At 62.5% G+C, this 14,977-nt stretch carries 15 protein-coding genes; 9 read left to right on the top strand and 6 right to left on the bottom strand.

The window, feature by feature from the left end:
• Nucleotides 1-47: 47 nt before the first annotated feature.
• Both JWR51_RS19800 and JWR51_RS19795 read right to left on the bottom strand, forming a co-directional pair.
• Nucleotides 48-1,262, bottom strand: a complete 1,215-nt coding sequence (locus JWR51_RS19800) for a GNAT family N-acetyltransferase (protein WP_299751637.1) — start codon at nucleotides 1,260-1,262, stop codon at nucleotides 48-50.
• An 89-nt stretch (nucleotides 1,263-1,351) separates the two neighbouring features.
• On the bottom strand, nucleotides 1,352-1,831 hold the full coding sequence (locus tag JWR51_RS19795) for a hypothetical protein (protein ID WP_299751634.1): 480 nt from the start codon (nucleotides 1,829-1,831) through the stop codon (nucleotides 1,352-1,354).
• A 282-nt stretch (nucleotides 1,832-2,113) separates the two neighbouring features.
• Between JWR51_RS19795 and ffh the strand changes: the two genes are divergently transcribed.
• The 6 genes from ffh (at nucleotide 2,114) to JWR51_RS19765 (ending at nucleotide 7,416) form a co-directional block, all read left to right on the top strand.
• Nucleotides 2,114-3,697 (top strand): signal recognition particle protein, encoded by a 1,584-nt coding sequence (ffh, locus tag JWR51_RS19790; RefSeq protein WP_299751631.1) that lies wholly within the window; start codon nucleotides 2,114-2,116, stop codon nucleotides 3,695-3,697.
• Nucleotides 3,698-3,727: 30 nt separating this feature from the next.
• Nucleotides 3,728-4,126, top strand: coding sequence for a 30S ribosomal protein S16 (gene rpsP / locus JWR51_RS19785; protein ID WP_299751628.1), 399 nt, complete (start codon nucleotides 3,728-3,730; stop codon nucleotides 4,124-4,126).
• A 185-nt stretch (nucleotides 4,127-4,311) separates the two neighbouring features.
• Entirely contained in the window at nucleotides 4,312-4,848 is a 537-nt protein-coding gene (rimM, locus tag JWR51_RS19780; RefSeq protein ID WP_299751626.1) for a ribosome maturation factor RimM, read from the top strand.
• Nucleotides 4,845-5,531, top strand: a complete 687-nt coding sequence (gene trmD, locus JWR51_RS19775; RefSeq protein ID WP_299751623.1) for a tRNA (guanosine(37)-N1)-methyltransferase TrmD — start codon at nucleotides 4,845-4,847, stop codon at nucleotides 5,529-5,531. Before rimM ends, trmD begins: the two co-directional genes overlap by 4 nt.
• A gap of 217 nt (nucleotides 5,532-5,748) precedes the next feature.
• Nucleotides 5,749-6,306: a 50S ribosomal protein L19 gene (gene rplS / locus JWR51_RS19770; RefSeq protein WP_299751620.1), complete on the top strand. Its 558-nt coding sequence runs from the start codon at nucleotides 5,749-5,751 to the stop codon at nucleotides 6,304-6,306.
• Nucleotides 6,307-6,603: 297 nt separating this feature from the next.
• Nucleotides 6,604-7,416: an exodeoxyribonuclease III gene (locus JWR51_RS19765; RefSeq protein ID WP_299751617.1), complete on the top strand. Its 813-nt coding sequence runs from the start codon at nucleotides 6,604-6,606 to the stop codon at nucleotides 7,414-7,416.
• A 223-nt stretch (nucleotides 7,417-7,639) separates the two neighbouring features.
• Here the strand turns inward: JWR51_RS19765 and JWR51_RS19760 are convergent, their stop codons facing one another.
• From JWR51_RS19760 to JWR51_RS19750, 3 genes are all read right to left on the bottom strand, one after another.
• Complete coding sequence (locus JWR51_RS19760) at nucleotides 7,640-8,101, bottom strand: cyclic nucleotide-binding domain-containing protein (protein WP_299751614.1); 462 nt, start codon at nucleotides 8,099-8,101, stop codon at nucleotides 7,640-7,642.
• A gap of 110 nt (nucleotides 8,102-8,211) precedes the next feature.
• Complete coding sequence (locus tag JWR51_RS19755) at nucleotides 8,212-8,895, bottom strand: response regulator transcription factor (RefSeq protein ID WP_299751611.1); 684 nt, start codon at nucleotides 8,893-8,895, stop codon at nucleotides 8,212-8,214.
• Between the two features lie 128 nt (nucleotides 8,896-9,023).
• Nucleotides 9,024-9,707: a YggS family pyridoxal phosphate-dependent enzyme gene (locus JWR51_RS19750; protein WP_299751609.1), complete on the bottom strand. Its 684-nt coding sequence runs from the start codon at nucleotides 9,705-9,707 to the stop codon at nucleotides 9,024-9,026.
• A 128-nt stretch (nucleotides 9,708-9,835) separates the two neighbouring features.
• On the opposite strand from JWR51_RS19750, the gene leuS reads away from it, so the two are divergent.
• Genes leuS through holA form a run of 3 tightly spaced genes read left to right on the top strand, consistent with a single transcriptional unit; the run spans nucleotide 9,836 to nucleotide 13,963 of the window.
• Nucleotides 9,836-12,454, top strand: coding sequence for a leucine--tRNA ligase (leuS, locus tag JWR51_RS19745; RefSeq protein WP_299751607.1), 2,619 nt, complete (start codon nucleotides 9,836-9,838; stop codon nucleotides 12,452-12,454).
• Nucleotides 12,441-12,941: a hypothetical protein gene (locus JWR51_RS19740; RefSeq protein WP_299751605.1), complete on the top strand. Its 501-nt coding sequence runs from the start codon at nucleotides 12,441-12,443 to the stop codon at nucleotides 12,939-12,941. The genes leuS and JWR51_RS19740 overlap by 14 nt, the downstream gene beginning before the upstream one ends.
• Nucleotides 12,941-13,963: a DNA polymerase III subunit delta gene (gene holA, locus JWR51_RS19735; RefSeq protein WP_299751602.1), complete on the top strand. Its 1,023-nt coding sequence runs from the start codon at nucleotides 12,941-12,943 to the stop codon at nucleotides 13,961-13,963. The genes JWR51_RS19740 and holA overlap by 1 nt, the downstream gene beginning before the upstream one ends.
• 138 nt (nucleotides 13,964-14,101) lie before the next feature.
• Here holA and JWR51_RS19730 read toward each other — a convergent pair whose 3' ends face one another.
• Complete coding sequence (locus JWR51_RS19730; RefSeq protein ID WP_299751599.1) at nucleotides 14,102-14,971, bottom strand: ParB/RepB/Spo0J family partition protein; 870 nt, start codon at nucleotides 14,969-14,971, stop codon at nucleotides 14,102-14,104.
• Nucleotides 14,972-14,977 lie beyond the last annotated feature (6 nt).

Here is a 14,977-nt window from a genome sequence, read left to right as displayed (position 1 = left end):
CGGAGGCCGGGTGAGGGGGTTCTATGAGAGGCAAAAGGCTAAGGACGCTACCGCCGCAGCTTGCCCATCAGATCATACCGCAGTTTCTGCGCCTTCCTGGCCAGCGCCCAGATCCGCGGGTTCTGCTTGATCGCCCGCTTGGTGCGCACCAGATTGTCCAGCACCGGCAGAGCCAGCTTGCCCAATCCGCTCACCGCGACGGCGCTATCGAACACCACCTCGGGCTGGCTCCAGTCCGCCTTATAGGCAAAGTCACCGGTGCCCATGTCGAAGCCGGTAATGCCCGAGGCGATCAGGTCGTCCAGCATTTCCACCATCAATATGCCCATCAGGCTGTATTTGCTGGCAGGACCGGCGCTGGTGGAATTGATGTACTGGCTAAAATGGTTGCCCGCCGCCGTACCGAACGAGGTGGCGAGGATCTCGTCCCCGGCATAAAGCGCGTGCGCCATGAAAGCCGGGCGCTCCTGCCCCAGCCCCTGCTCGCACAATGAGCGAAAAAATCCGACCATGCCAGGCGTCGCGAACACGTTCTCGATGCCCATCTGAGCAAAACGCTCGCCGCGCTGTGCCAGGAACGCATCATGCACCGGCCCCAGTGCCGCCGCGTCCACGATCCGCCGCACGCCAACCGGGCCGAACTGCTCCTCCAGCCGCGCACGACCGCGCCGCAGGTTGGCGCGCAGCTTGCTGGTGATGCCGTGGTCGATGAAGGGGTGCGGCACCGCGCCGATTTCGGCGACATACAGATTGTTTGCCGCCGGCTGGTGGCGGAACGCCAGCAATGGATTGGCATGACCGTGCCACCGCGCCGGTAACTGGCTCAGCCGCACGATATCGATACCACCAGCCTGGAGGGCAATTTCCGCCAGAAAATTCTGCAGCACCGGCAGCGTCAGCCGGTCGGCCGCCTCCGGATCGAAGATCAGCCAGTCACTATTGCCAAAATCCGAGCCGATCAGCCGTGCCTGCCTCACGCCGCGGCGCCAGCCGATGACCAGTGCCAGCAGGGCAATCGGCCGTTCCGGCGGCCCCAGCACGGCGATCGCCAGCCGGCCCTTGTCGAGCCCGTGGGCATGCATCGCCGCCATCCAGTCGAACCGCTGATAGGGCGTCAGGACAGCGCGCGCTTCGAGACTGAGCCAGCCGGGCTTTGCCGCCTCGAAACTGTCAAACACCGTGACCTGGGCAAGCGAAGCCGGCACGGCAGTGTCCTGTCGCACCGCGCCCGTCATCGCGTCCGATCGCTCGATAGCACTCATCTGTCCTCTCGGCTCGGTCCGAGCTGGCTATCGGCATAGCAGTACGGGGTTAAGATGAGTTTAGCCTTTGCTCCAGTACAAACCACCGCTTACTGCGCCAGCTTGCGCAGCAGTGAGGTGAAGTTTGTGCGCGCACGGCTTAGGACGAACGGAACCTCGGACCCTCTCGACAATCCCAACTGATCGCCCGGTATGATCTCGCGAAGCGCCCCGAGATAAAAACCGGCAATTTGACACTCCCAGTCGCCACCGGCATTCCCGGTTGCCGGGTTGGACGAGTTGCTCGGATAGCGGAAGCAGATGTTGAAGACATCGGATTTCTCGGTACGATCGAGCCGCCACGAGCCCTTCACGATCACGGTATTGCCTGGGTATAGAAGATATGTCCTGCCCGTCGAAGCGATAAACTCGACCTGTGTTCCGTGCGCAGAATCGTACGACATCATGGTGTGGTTGGCGAATATCCCCTTCGTCTCGCTATAGCCAATGGTGTCTCTACCCACCGCCATTGACATCGAGCAACAAAGAAGACCGGCAAATAAAAGAGCGGCTAAGGCTTGTCTAAGCATGTGTGATCCCCCGTGGTTGTTCTATACATTGGGACATCCTCCCCGCACAACCGCGGTACGGCGTGGGCAAGCCGCAGGCTTTCCTTGACTCACGGCTTACCGCCACATAAAAGGCACGCCATTCATCAGGCCCTGCCCTGACCAGCCGACCGGGACCCCTTGGGGTATAAATCGATCCCGGAGGCCAACATCCGCCAGCGCGTTGCGCCCGCGGGTGGGTTTTGCGTTTGGCTCGATGATACCAATATCTCGTCGGATACCCGATAGAGACAAGGACCAAAAATGTTCGATAGCTTAAGCGACCGGCTTGGCAAAATCTTTGATGGTCTACGTGGCCGCGGCGCGCTGAGCGAAGCCGACGTCGATGCGGCGCTGCGCGAAATCCGCCGCGCGCTGATCGAGGCCGACGTATCGCTGGAAGTCGTGCGCGCCTTTGTCGAGCAGGTGCGCGACCGCGCCATCGGTGTGGAGGTTACCCGCTCGGTTACGCCGGGCCAGCAGGTCGTCAAGATCGTCCATGACGAACTGGTCGGCGTGCTCGGCGAAGCGGCCGTGCCGATCAGCCTCAACGCCGTTGCGCCCGTCACCATCCTGATGGTCGGCCTGCAGGGCTCGGGCAAGACCACCACCACTGCCAAGATTGCCAAGCGCTTCAAGGACAAGCAGAACAAGAAGGTTCTGCTGGCCTCGCTCGATACCCGCCGCCCGGCCGCCATGGAGCAGCTGCGCGTGCTGGGCGAACAGGTCGGCGTCGCCACCCTGCCCATCGTCGCCGGTGAAAATCCGGTACAGATCGCTCGCCGCGCCGCGCGCGAAGGCAAGTTGGGCGGCTTCGATATCCTGATCCTCGATACCGCCGGCCGCACCCATATCGACGAAGAACTGATGGCCGAAACGGCCGAGATCAAGACCGTCTCCAACCCGCATGAAGTGCTGCTGGTGGTCGATGCGCTGACCGGCCAGGACGCCGTGAACCTCGCCCGTTCGTTCGACCAGCGCGTCGATATCACCGGCATCGTCATGACCCGCGTCGACGGCGATGGCCGTGGCGGCGCGGCGCTCTCGATGCGTGCCGCAACCGGCAAGCCGATCAAGCTGATCGGTACCGGCGAAAAGATGGATGCGCTGGAGGATTTCCATCCCTCGCGCATCGCCGACCGTATTCTGGGCATGGGCGATATCGTCTCGCTGGTGGAGCGCGCGGCAGAGCACGTCTCGGCCGAAGACGCCCAGAAGATGGCCAAGAAGCTCAAGAAGGGCTCCTTCGACCTCGACGATCTGCGCGGCCAATTGCAGCAGATGAAGAAAATGGGCGGCATGAATGGCCTGATGGCCATGATGCCCGGCGTCGGCCAGATGAAGAAGGCCATGGCCAATTCCAACATCGACGAAAAGGTGTTCGATCGCCAGATCGCCATCATCGGCTCGATGACCAAGAAGGAACGCGCCGAGCCCGACGTTCTCAATGCCAGCCGTCGCAAGCGCATCGCCTCCGGCGCTGGTGTCGAAGTCTCCGAAATCAACAAGCTCATCAAGCAGCACCGCCAGATGGCGGACATGATGAAGAAGGTTTCCAAGGGCGGCATGGGCTCGCTGGCCGGCATGTTCGGCGGCAAGATGGGTGGGATGATGGGCGGCATGCCCGATCTCTCCAAGATGGACCCCAAGCAGCTCGAAGCCATGGCCCGCCAGGCCGGCATCGATCCCAAGCAGCTCCAGCAGGGCATGGGCGCTCCCGCTCAACCCCAGCTCGCCGACAAGCTGCCGACCGATGTCGGCGCCCTGTTCAAATCCGCCCCTGGCCTGCCCGGCCTTGGTGGCGCTCCCCGTTTCCCCGGCCTTCCCGGCCTGGGCAAGAAAAAGTAACCGAAGAACTCGATCCAAAGGACCTAAAATATGTCTCTCAAGATTCGTCTCGCCCGTGGCGGCACCAAGAAGCGCCCATTCTACCACATCGTCGTTGCCGATGCCCGCTCGCCGCGCGATGGCCGCTTCATCGAAAAGCTGGGCACCTTCAATCCGCTGCTCGCGAAGGACAATGAAGTGCGCATCGTGCTCAACACCGACCGCGCCAAGCATTGGCTCGAAGTCGGCGCCCAGCCGACCGACCGCGTGCTGCGTTTCCTCGATACCGCGGGCCTCTTGAAGCGCGAAGCCCGCAACAACCCGGAAAAGGCTATCCCCGGCGCCAAGGCAACCGAACGCGCCGAAGCCCGCACGGCCGCTGCCGCCGCTGCTGAAGCCGCCAAGAATGCCCCCAAGGAAGTCCCGGCCGAAGAAGCTCCGGCTGAGTAAGACCCTCTGGGTTTTGATGCAGGGCCTCGATACACCGTATCGGGGCCCTTTTCGTCTTGACTGGCTTGATCTCTCAACTTCCACTGTGTCACCCCGGCGAAGGCCGGGGCCCATCCTGAGATCTCGAGATGGGTACCGGCCTTCGCCGGTATGACACCGTGTTTTCAAAGGCGTCCGGAGCCCCCATGACCAATTCCAATCGCCTGCTGATGGGCATTATCGGGGGTGCCCATGGCATTAAGGGCGAGGTGCGCATCACGCCCTATACCCAGGATCCCGAAGCCATCGCCGCCTATGGGCCACTGGAAACCGACCGGCCGGGGCTGACAGTCACCATCACCAATCTGCGGGTGCAGAAGACCGTGGTCGTCGCCCGCCTCAAGGGCGTGGCCGATCGCAATGCGGCCGAACTGCTCAATGGCGTCAGCCTGTTCGTCGACCGTTCGCGCCTGCCCGATACCGAAGACGAGGACGATTTCTACCACGCCGATCTGTTGGGCCTGCAGGCTCGGCTTGAGGACGGCACGGTGATCGGCACCGTCACCGCCATCCCCAATTTCAACGCCGGCGACCTGATCGAAATCCGCAACAGCCAGTCGGGCGACACCTATCTCTACCCGTTCACCAAAGCCGTCGTTCCAGCCATCCATATCGAGCAGGGCTATTTGACCATCGTTGCCCCTACCGAGACCGAATGGGGCGAGGAAGAAGAGCCGAATTGAGCTTCTCCGCCGCCGTTATAACGCTGTTCCCCGACCTGTTCCCCGGCCCGCTTGGCGCTTCGGTGATCGGCCGTGGCATGGCCGATGGGCTGTGGTCACTGCAGACGACCCAATTGCGCGATTTCGCCACCGACCGTCACCGCACCGTCGATGACACGCCCTCAGGCGGCGGCGCCGGCATGGTGCTCAAACCCGATATCCTAGCGGCTGCCATCGACGCGGTGGCACCACCCGGCGATCCCCGCCCCCGCATCCTGATGTCGCCGCGCGGCAAGCCGCTCACCCAGGCCCGCGTGCGCGAATTGGCCGCCGGTCCCGGCGCCGTCATCGTCTGCGGCCGCTTCGAGGGCGTGGACCAGCGCGTCATCGAGGCCCGCCAGCTCGAGGAAATCTCCATTGGCGATTATGTGCTGGCAGGGGGCGAAGTCGCCGCCATGGTGCTGCTGGAAGCCATCGTGCGCCTGATACCCGGCGTGCTGGGCGCTGCCGAGAGCCATGCTGACGAGAGCTTTGAGAACGGAATGCTGGAATACCCGCATTACACGCGGCCGCAGAGCTTCGAAGGCGTCGAGATTCCAGCCGTCCTGACCTCGGGCGATCACGGTAAAATCGCCAAATGGCGGCAGGCGCAGAGTGTGGCGCTGACGCTGGCGCGGCGGCCGGACCTGCTGGAGCAGAAGTAAGGCTCTTCCCGCACGACAGTTTTGCGACCGTTGCAGCCAAAACCCATAGACTCTGGCCCTTTTTTCCCCTATAGCGCCGCTACTATCGCGCGCATGGGCTATTCGGACCCGTCGGGCACAAAACAAAAAGACGAAAAAACCTCCGTTGTAACCAAGACCGGGCAGTCGGGATCAGTTTCCCGAACAATGCTCCTTTGAAAAGATCAGGACGGATCACATGAATATCATTCAGCAGATCAACGCCGAACAAGTCGAGGCGCTGGCCGCCAAGCGCACCCTTCCAGAATTCACCCATGGCGATACCGTCAAGGTGTGGGTCAAGATTCGCGAAGGCGAAAAAGAACGCCTGCAGGCCTATGAGGGCATCGTGATCGCCCGCACTGGCGGTGGCATCACCGAGAGCTTCACCGTGCGCAAGATTTCGTACGGCGAAGGCGTCGAGCGCGTCTTCCCGCTCTACTCCCCGAACGTAGCTTCGATCGAAGTTCTTAAGCGCGGCAAGGTGCGTCGCGCCAAGCTGTACTACCTGCGCGATCGTCGCGGTAAATCCGCCCGTATTTTCGAATCGACCAATTCGCGTACCAAGAAGATCGAGGCCGTCGAGCGCACTGCGGCTCTGGAAGCCAAGAACGCCCGCGAGCAGGAAAAGATTGCTGCCGCCGAGGCATTCGCCGCTGAAGCTGCTGCCAAGGACGCGGAAGCCGCAGCCGCTGCTGCCGCCGCCGCACAGGCTGCTGCTGCAGAAGCCGCCGCTGCCGAGCCCAAGGCCGAGTAATCTCGCTTTCGATATGATTTTGAAAAACCCGGTCCTTGTGGCCGGGTTTTTTGTTGCGTGGCCAGCCCACCCAACGCCTTCCGCGGGCCACTGGCAGCTTGCGCGCGCAGTTCGTGTTCGCGGTGAGCGGCCCGCGGGTCAAGCCCGCGGGAAGATCGTGGGTGGGGTGATGCTGAGGATGACGCCGCAGGCAACATACGGCTCATGACACCGGTTGGCAGGAGGCGGCCATTTCCGGCTTTACCCCCCGTCAGGCTCCGGCCATAAAGAACGCCCGCCCGCCTGAAAGTCCCAAGAATGTCCGTTGCCGTCGTCACCTGGAACATCAATTCGGTTCGCCTGCGCCTGCCCATGGTGCTGGAATTCCTGGCGCAGTATCAGCCCGACGTGCTGATGCTGCAGGAAATCAAATGTACCAATGACCAGTTTCCGACCAACGCCTTCCGCGATGCGGGCTATCCGCACCAGGCGGTGCACGGACAAAAGGGGTATCACGGCGTCGCCATCGTTTCGAAATTCCCGCTGACCGATGTGTCGAGCCGCGTGTTCTGCGAAATCCCCGAATCACGTCACGTCTCGGCGCTGACCGATCTGGGCCATGGGCCGCTGACGCTGCACAATTTCTACATTCCGGCCGGTGGCGACGAGCCCGATCCCGAAATCAACCCCAAGTTCAAGCACAAGCTGGGCTTTCTCAACGAGCTGACCAGCTGGTTTGCCGAGCCGATCTTCCAGCGCGGCCATCTGATCGCCGGCGATTTCAACATCGCCCCGCATGAAAACGACGTCTGGAGCCACAAGCAGCTCCTCAAGATCGTCAGCCACACCCCGGTTGAGACCGAGGCGCTCAACGCCATCCTCAACGGCGGCCATACCTGGGTCGACCTGGTGCGCAAGCACGTGCCCTATGACCAGAAGCTCTATTCCTGGTGGAGCTACCGCAGCGCCGATTGGGAAAACGCCAACAAGGGACGCCGGCTCGATCATATCTGGTCGACCGGCGACGTCGCCGAACACTCCATCGGCGCCGAAATCATCAAGGCATTCCGCGGCTATGCTCCGCAGCCGAGCGACCATGTGCCGGTCATTGCACGGTTTGCGGGGCTGTAGGGCTGTAGCCAAGGCCTGTAGTTGCGAGCTCACCACAACCTCGATCTTCCCACGGGCTTGACCCGTGGGCCACTGACCAAACGCGCATAAGCTCGTGTTCGCGGCGGAAGGCCCGCGGGTCAAGCCCGCGGGAAGGTGGCGCGTGGGGATGGTTCAGACGCTAAGTTGACGGCCGCAACACGATGGCCACCTAGGGCCGATTTAGAGCGCGCGAGGCAGCCGGCTACTCGCCCCGCATTTTAGCGCCCATCGGCTGTAGCGCCCCCAGATAGGCTCCCAGATCGCTCTGGATGCGCTCCACGGCGCGTTGCGCCAGGTCGGGCGACTGTTCCAGCAATTTCAAAAACGCCTGCCGTGGCACGAACAGGGTTTCGCAATCGATCACGGCGGTAATGGTCACCGGGCGCGGCTTGGGCAGGATCAGCGCCATGGCGGAAACTACGCTGCCGGGCTCGCTGATCGCATAGGGCTTGCCCAGGGCGCCCTGCCCCTCGGGCTTGACCTTGAGCGTGCCCGAGGCCAGCACATGGGCGCCGCCCGGCACGTCGCCGGCCTTATAGATGACTTCGTCCGGAGCAAAGCTGCGCCGTTCGCTGGCAAAGGCCAGGAGCCGGCGCTGCTCGTCGTCGCAAATATCGAAGAATTCGGCCTGCGCGAGAACGCCGGCCGCATTGTCAAATCGCATACGCCCCTAGCCCGGATGAGCACAATCGCCCGCTGACAATGAAATCAGCCGACACTGTTCATCCTATAGGCCATTTCTTTCCCGGCTCTGAACGGAAATTTACCCTAAGCCTAAGGAACGAGACGATATCCACCCTCTTCCGTCACCAGCAGCCGCGCATTCGAGGGATCGCGCTCGATCTTCTGGCGCAGGCGATAGATATGGGTCTCCAGCGTGTGGGTGGTGACGCGGTTGTTGTAACCCCAGACTTCCTTGAGCAGCACGTCGCGCGTGATGGTCTTGGGGCCCTGGCGGTAGAGGAATTTGAGGATCGAGGTTTCCTTGTCGGTCAGGCGAACCTTGCCGCCATCAGTGGCCTCCAGCATCTTGGCTGCGGGCTGGAAGCTGTATTGGCCGATGGTGAACACCACGTCTTCGCTCTGGTCGTGCTGGCGTAGCGCGGCATTGATGCGCGCCAACAGGACCGGGAAGCGGAACGGCTTGGTCAGGTAGTCATTGGCGCCCGATTCGAGCCCCTGGATCTGGTCGGCATCACTATCGTGGCCGGTCAGCATCAGGATGGGGCTTTTGAAGCCCTCGGTGCGCAGCACCTTGACCGCGTCGCGACCGTCCATGTCGGGCAGGCCAACATCGAGGATCATCAGGTCAATATTGTTTTCGCGCGTAGCTTTGAGCGCATCATTGGCGCTGCCAGCCTCCAGAATGTCGAATTCTCGGTGCTGGGCCAATTGCTCTACAATAGTCTGGCGCAAATCCGCATCATCATCTACCAGCAGAATGCGTCGCTTATTCATTGTTTTCTCCGGACAATTTCGATCGGCTATGCCATCGGTCACACTATTGCGACCTGTTTTGGACCGGCCAATCACATCGGCGTTACATTTGAGCAACGGTACGGAGCAACAAGAGTTGCAGACTCACCTTAAGTTTTTGGCCGATGCCCGAATAATGCTGAGCCGACTCGAACATGAGTAGCGCCCATCGCAATGGCCGTCTCGAAGTCCCCGCTCATTCCCATCGACAGTTTCTGCACCCCGGCGGCAGCGCCCAGCACCGCCAATTGCGCAAAATAAGGGCCTGGCGGCACCCCATCGGGCGGGATGCACATCAACCCCACCACATCCAGGCCATGCACCGCCCGGCAGCGCGCCACGAAGTCCACCACCTCGGCCGGCGCGATGCCGCTCTTTTGCGCTTCGGCGCCAATATTGACCTGCACGAAGCAGGGCAGGCTCTTGCCGGCGCGCTCCATCTCCGCCTTCAGCACCACCGCCAACTTATCGCGGTCCAGCGTCTGGATGCAGTCGAACAGTGCCACGGCCTCGCGCGCCTTGTTGGTCTGCAATGGCCCGATCATGTGCAGTTCCACGTCACCATGGCGCTCGCGCAGCCCCGGCCATTTGTCCTTGGCCTCCTGCACCCGGTTTTCGCCGAACAGGCGCTGTCCGGCTGCCAGAAACGGCTCGATCTCATGCGCCTCGAAGGTCTTGGACACGGCAATCAGCTCCACGCTCTCGGCCGGCGGGCCAAAGCGCCGCTGCGCGTGGCTGATCCGAGCGCGGATTTCAGTGAGTCGATCCTGGGCGTCGTCTGCTGCCTGCTCCACGCTTTCGCCCTGTTTCTGTTGACCTTAGGGGGGAATTCTGATGATGGTCCGGTAGCCAAAATCCCCCACAAACGCAAGCCGCGCCAGTCTTTTGCCGCGTGGCTGTCTACCCTCTGAGGACGTATCAAGTGAGCGGCGAACGCTACAATCCGCGCGAAATGGAACCCCGTTGGCAAAAAGTGTGGGACGAGGCCAAGAGCTTCGTCGTGCGCGACGACGATGCCCGCGAGAAATACTATGTCCTCGAGATGTTCCCCTATCCGTCCGGCCGCATCCATATGGGGCATGTGCGCAACTATTCCATGGGCGACGTGGTGGCCCGCTATCACCGCGCCCGCGGCAAGAACGTGCTGCACCCCATGGGCTGGGACGCCTTCGGCATGCCCGCAGAAAACGCCGCCATGGAGCGCAAGGTGCATCCGGGCGCCTGGACCCGCCAGAACATCTCGGCGATGAAGGACCAGCTCAAGTCCATGGGCCTGGCGATCGACTGGACCCGCGAAATCGCCACCTGCGAGCCCGAATATTACCAGCACCAGCAGGCCATGTTCATCGATTTTCTCGAAGCGGGCCTCGTCACGCGCAAAAAATCCAAGGTCAACTGGGACCCCGTGGACATGACTGTGCTCGCTAACGAGCAGGTCATCGACGGCCGCGGCTGGCGCTCCGGCGCCCTGGTCGAGCAGCGCGAGCTGACCCAGTGGTTCTTCAAGATTTCCGACTTTGCCGAGGACCTGCTCGAGGCGCTCGATACCCTGACCGACTGGCCCGAAAAAGTGCGTGTCATGCAGCGCAACTGGATCGGCAAGTCGGAAGGCCTGCGCCTGCAGTTCGAAGTTGTGCCCAGCGACAAGGCCGATGCCAGCAGCATCGAGGTTTTTACCACGCGCCCCGATACCATTTTCGGCGCATCCTTCGTGGCGCTGTCGCCCGATCACCCGCTGACGACCGAACTGGCCGCCAATGACCCGGCTTTGGCCGAATTCGTCGCCGAATGCCGCCGCCAGGGCACCGCCACCGAAGCCATCGAAAAGGCCGAGAAGAAGGGCTATTTCACCCAGATTCACGTGAAACACCCGGTCAAGCCGGACGCCACCCTGCCTGTTTACGTCGCCAATTTCGTGCTGATGGAGTATGGCACCGGCGCCATTTTCGGCTGCCCGGCCCATGACCAGCGCGATCTCGATTTCGCCCGCAAATATGACCTGCCGGTCGTCCCGGTGGTGCTGCCGACCGGTGCCGACGCGGCGACATTCGCCGTGGCCGATGAAGCCGTTGTTGAGCCCGGCACCATGATCAATTCGGGGTTTCTGGACGGCCTGAGCGTGGACGCCGCCAAGCAGGCGGTTGCCGCTCAATTCGCCGGCCTCACCGTCGACGGCAAGCCGCAGGGCAAGGTCGAGGTCAATTATCGCCTGCGCGACTGGGGCATTTCGCGCCAGCGCTATTGGGGCGCGCCGATCCCGATCATCCATTGCGAGGTCTGTGGTACCATTCCGGTGCCTAAGAAAGACCTGCCGGTCGTGCTGCCCGAAGATGTCACCTTCGACCAGCCCGGCAATCCTCTGGATCGTCATCCGACCTGGAAGCATGTCCATTGCCCGCAATGCGGCGCTTCGGCCCGGCGCGAAACCGATACCATGGACACGTTTGTCGACAGCTCCTGGTACTTTTCGCGCTTCACCGCGCCGCATGCGGACACGCCGACGATTCCGGCCGTCGCCAATGCCTGGCTGCCGGTGGATCAGTATATCGGCGGCGTCGAGCACGCGATCCTGCACCTGCTCTACTCGCGCTTTTTCACCCGGGCCATGAAGGCCACCGGCCATGTCGGCGTGGATGAGCCGTTCAAAGGCCTGTTCACCCAGGGCATGGTCACCCACGAGACCTATAAATCGCCCGCTGGCGAATGGGTCGCGCCGGCCGAAGTCGTCATCGAAACGCTGGGCGAGGACCGCAAGGCCCTGCATCTGCATTCGGGCGAGCCGATCACCATCGGCTCGATCGAAAAGATGAGCAAATCCAAGAAGAACGTGGTTGATCCGGACGAGATCGTCGGCAGCTACGGCGCCGATACCGCACGCTGGTTCATGCTGTCGGATTCGCCTCCGGAACGCGATGTGCAGTGGACCGAGGCCGGCGTCGAAGGCGCCAGCCGCTTCCAGCAGCGTATCTGGCGGCTGGTCAGCGAAACCATCGAGATTACCAAACAGTCCGCCCACTCTGTTCGTGAATCAGACGACGATGAAGCCAAGGCCCTGCGCAAGATCGCCCATCGCGCCGTCCACAATGTCAGCCAGGACATCGAGGGCCTGCGCTTCAACCGCGCGGTCGCCCAGATTTATGAGCTGACCAATGCGCTGGTGCGCTCCTCGGGCATCGCGGCTGTCGCCCCCTCTTCCCGCCTGTCGGCGCTGGAGGATGGCGTCGCGCGGCTGATCCAGCTGCTGGCCCCGATGATGCCGCATCTAGCCGAAACCTGCTGGGAAGCTCTGGGCAAATCGGGCCTCGTTGCCGACGCGCCGTGGCCGGAAGTCGACCCGGCGCTGCTGGTCGACGACCAGGTGACCATGCCAATCCAGGTCAACGGCAAGCGCCGCGCCGAAATCGTCGTTGCCAAGGGCACGGCCAGCGCCGAAGTCGAGCGCCTGGTCTTGTCTCTGGACGAAATTGTCCGCATGCTGGACGGCAACGCGCCCAAGAAGATCGTCGTCGTACCAGACAGGATCGTCAATGTTGTGGTCTAAACACCTGAAAGTAATCGGCTTTTCGGCTGCCTTATTGGTCGCCGCGCCATTGCTTGCCGCTTGCACCCTGACACCCGTCTATAGCGGGCGCCTCGCGGAAAACGCCAATCTCGAATTGGCCTTTGCCGCACCGACCAGCCGTCTTGATCAGGTCGTCATTCAGGAATTGGCCCTACGCTTCGGTAAATCGCCAACGGCACCCTTGGCAACGGTTTCAACTACCGCGAGCGCAACGACGCTGGTCAACACCGTCACTGCCAACCCCAACAAGGCCTATGAGGTCACCGTCACCGCGACACTGACCATCGAGCAAAACAACGATCCCAAGGCCAAGCCGCTGGTCCTGACACGACGGGCGACAGCGAACTACCAGACTGGCGCGCAAATCCTCAACGATCAGTCTGCCTATACCGAGGCCTCGGAGCGCGCTGCCAAATCCGCCGCCGAATCGCTGCGCCTGGCCATCCTGGCGACGCTGACGCGCTGATGACGGCGCTCAAGGCCCACGAGGTGGCGCGCTATCTGGCGCGTCCGGACCTAAGCGAAGGCATTTTCCTCGCGTATGGCCCTGACGCGGGCCTGGTCCGTGAAACCGCCCAGAAACTGGTGCGCTACTTCTCTGGCGACGATCCGCAATCGGCTAGCCTCGTGGTTCTGGATGGCAACGAGGTCGATGCCGACCCCTCGATCCTGGCCATGGAGGCCAAATCGGTCTCGTTGTTCGGCGGCAAGCGCATCATCCGCGTGCGCGGCGCCACCAAATCGCTGGTGATGACCTTGACCGAGCTGCGCGACGATCCCGCCGGGGCCGTCATCGTGCTGGAGGCCGGTAATCTCCTGCCCAAGGACGCCCTGCGCGCCCTGGTGGAGGCCGCCAGCCTTGGCCGGGCCCTGCCCTGCTATCCCGACAGTGACGAGACCCTGATCGCCCTGATTCGCGACACTTTTGCCAAGGAAGCCATCCGCGTTGACAATGATGTGGTGCCCGTCCTGCGCGAAATCCTCGGCAATGACCGCGAAATCACCCGGCGCGAACTGGAAAAGCTCTGCCTCTACGCCGCCGCGACCAAAACCCTGACCGCGGACGACGTTTTGCTGCTCTGCGCCGACAATGGCGCCCTGGTGATCGATACGATCCTCGATTCCACCGGCTCGGGCCACGCTGAGAAGCTAGAATTGGCGCTCAACCGCGCACTGGCTTCGGCCGTGGACCCGCAACGCCTGCTGCGCTCCGCCGATTTGCACTTTGCCGCGCTGCGGCGCTGGCGGACCGAGGTCGACGCCGGCAAAAGCGCCCGCGACGCGGTCAACAACGCCCGCCCCAAGCCGCATTTCTCGCGCACCGGCACCCTGGAACAGCAAGTCCGGCTATGGTCGGATAATGCGCTGGCCACGGCCTCCGAGCGTCTGCTTCAGGCCACCGCCGACAGCCGCCGCCGACCCGCCTTGGCCGAGGCGACCATGCGCCGGGTCCTGCTATCCCTCTGCATGACCGCCGCGACGCATTAGAGGGCAATCACCATCCACAACGTCATTCCCGCGAAAGCGGGAACCCACTCTTCTGCCAGTAGCCGAGACAGAATGGGTTCCCGCTTTCGCGGGAATGACGTCGTGGTGGAGCACGTTTCACGTGAAACTTCGACAGAATCAGTTGCTGCCGGTCAGCCTGAGGCAAATTCCATCCAGCTGCTCCAGCGTCTTGTAGCGAATCTCGAGCTTGCCGCCGCGCTCGCCATGCGCCAGCGATACCGATAGGCCCAGCGCGTCCGACAGCCGGCGCTCCAGCGCCACCGTATCGGCATCACGATCATCCTTGTTGGGCTTGGCGCGCGCCGGCACATCGCGCTGCTGGCTTAGGGCCTCCGCATCGCGCACCGACAGGCCCCCACTGACGATCTGATGTGCCAAAGCCGCCGGATCGTCCGCCGTAATCAGCGTCCGCGCATGCCCCGCCGTCAGCGTGCCGCTCGCCACCATTTCCCGCACATCTTCAGGCAGTCGCAGCAAACGCAAAGTGTTGGCGACATGCGAACGGCTTTTGCCGATCACCTGTGCCAGGTCTTGTTGGGTATACTCGAACTGTTCGATGAGCTGCCCGTAACCCATTGCTTCTTCAAGCGGATTAAGATCGGCGCGCTGCACGTTCTCGATGATGGCGAGCTCGAGCGCTTCCTTGTCGCCCACATCCCGCACGATAACCGGGACGTCATGCAGGCCCGCGCGCTGCGCCGCACGCCAACGCCGTTCGCCGGCAATAATTTCAAAAATATTGGGATCGTCGCTCGGCCGCACCAGCAGCGGCTGCATGATACCCTTTTCGCGGATCGAATTGGTCAGCTCCTCGAGCTGATCCGCATTGAACGTCCGTCGCGGATTGGCGCGATTAGCAATGATGAAGTCCACTGGCAGGCGCTTCACGCCGCCCTGGCCCTCGGTAACGCGGCCGCCTTCCAGTGCCGCCATATCGCCAATCAGGGCGGCGAGGCCGCGGCCCAAACGTGTCGGTTTTTCGTTCATGCTCTC

Origin of the sequence: Devosia sp. (genome assembly GCF_028290625.1) — a bacterium.
Lineage (GTDB): Bacteria > Pseudomonadota > Alphaproteobacteria > Rhizobiales > Devosiaceae > Devosia.
The sequence above is the reverse complement of the archived record's forward strand: the minus strand, read 5'-3'. Positions and strand labels throughout refer to the sequence as shown.

What these genes read in the sequence shown, in the direction of transcription:
- JWR51_RS19800 (WP_299751637.1), bottom strand. Translation starts at nt 1,262, where the DNA reads ATGAGTGCTATCGAGCGATCGGACGCGATGACGGGCGCGGTGCGACAG.
- JWR51_RS19795 (WP_299751634.1), bottom strand. Translation starts at nt 1,831, where the DNA reads ATGCTTAGACAAGCCTTAGCCGCTCTTTTATTTGCCGGTCTTCTTTGT.
- ffh (WP_299751631.1), top strand. Translation starts at nt 2,114, where the DNA reads ATGTTCGATAGCTTAAGCGACCGGCTTGGCAAAATCTTTGATGGTCTA.
- rpsP (WP_299751628.1), top strand. Translation starts at nt 3,728, where the DNA reads ATGTCTCTCAAGATTCGTCTCGCCCGTGGCGGCACCAAGAAGCGCCCA.
- rimM (WP_299751626.1), top strand. Translation starts at nt 4,312, where the DNA reads ATGACCAATTCCAATCGCCTGCTGATGGGCATTATCGGGGGTGCCCAT.
- rplS (WP_299751620.1), top strand. Translation starts at nt 5,749, where the DNA reads ATGAATATCATTCAGCAGATCAACGCCGAACAAGTCGAGGCGCTGGCC.
- JWR51_RS19765 (WP_299751617.1), top strand. Translation starts at nt 6,604, where the DNA reads ATGTCCGTTGCCGTCGTCACCTGGAACATCAATTCGGTTCGCCTGCGC.
- JWR51_RS19760 (WP_299751614.1), bottom strand. Translation starts at nt 8,101, where the DNA reads ATGCGATTTGACAATGCGGCCGGCGTTCTCGCGCAGGCCGAATTCTTC.
- JWR51_RS19755 (WP_299751611.1), bottom strand. Translation starts at nt 8,895, where the DNA reads ATGAATAAGCGACGCATTCTGCTGGTAGATGATGATGCGGATTTGCGC.
- JWR51_RS19740 (WP_299751605.1), top strand. Translation starts at nt 12,441, where the DNA reads ATGTTGTGGTCTAAACACCTGAAAGTAATCGGCTTTTCGGCTGCCTTA.
- holA (WP_299751602.1), top strand. Translation starts at nt 12,941, where the DNA reads ATGACGGCGCTCAAGGCCCACGAGGTGGCGCGCTATCTGGCGCGTCCG.
- JWR51_RS19730 (WP_299751599.1), bottom strand. Translation starts at nt 14,971, where the DNA reads ATGAACGAAAAACCGACACGTTTGGGCCGCGGCCTCGCCGCCCTGATT.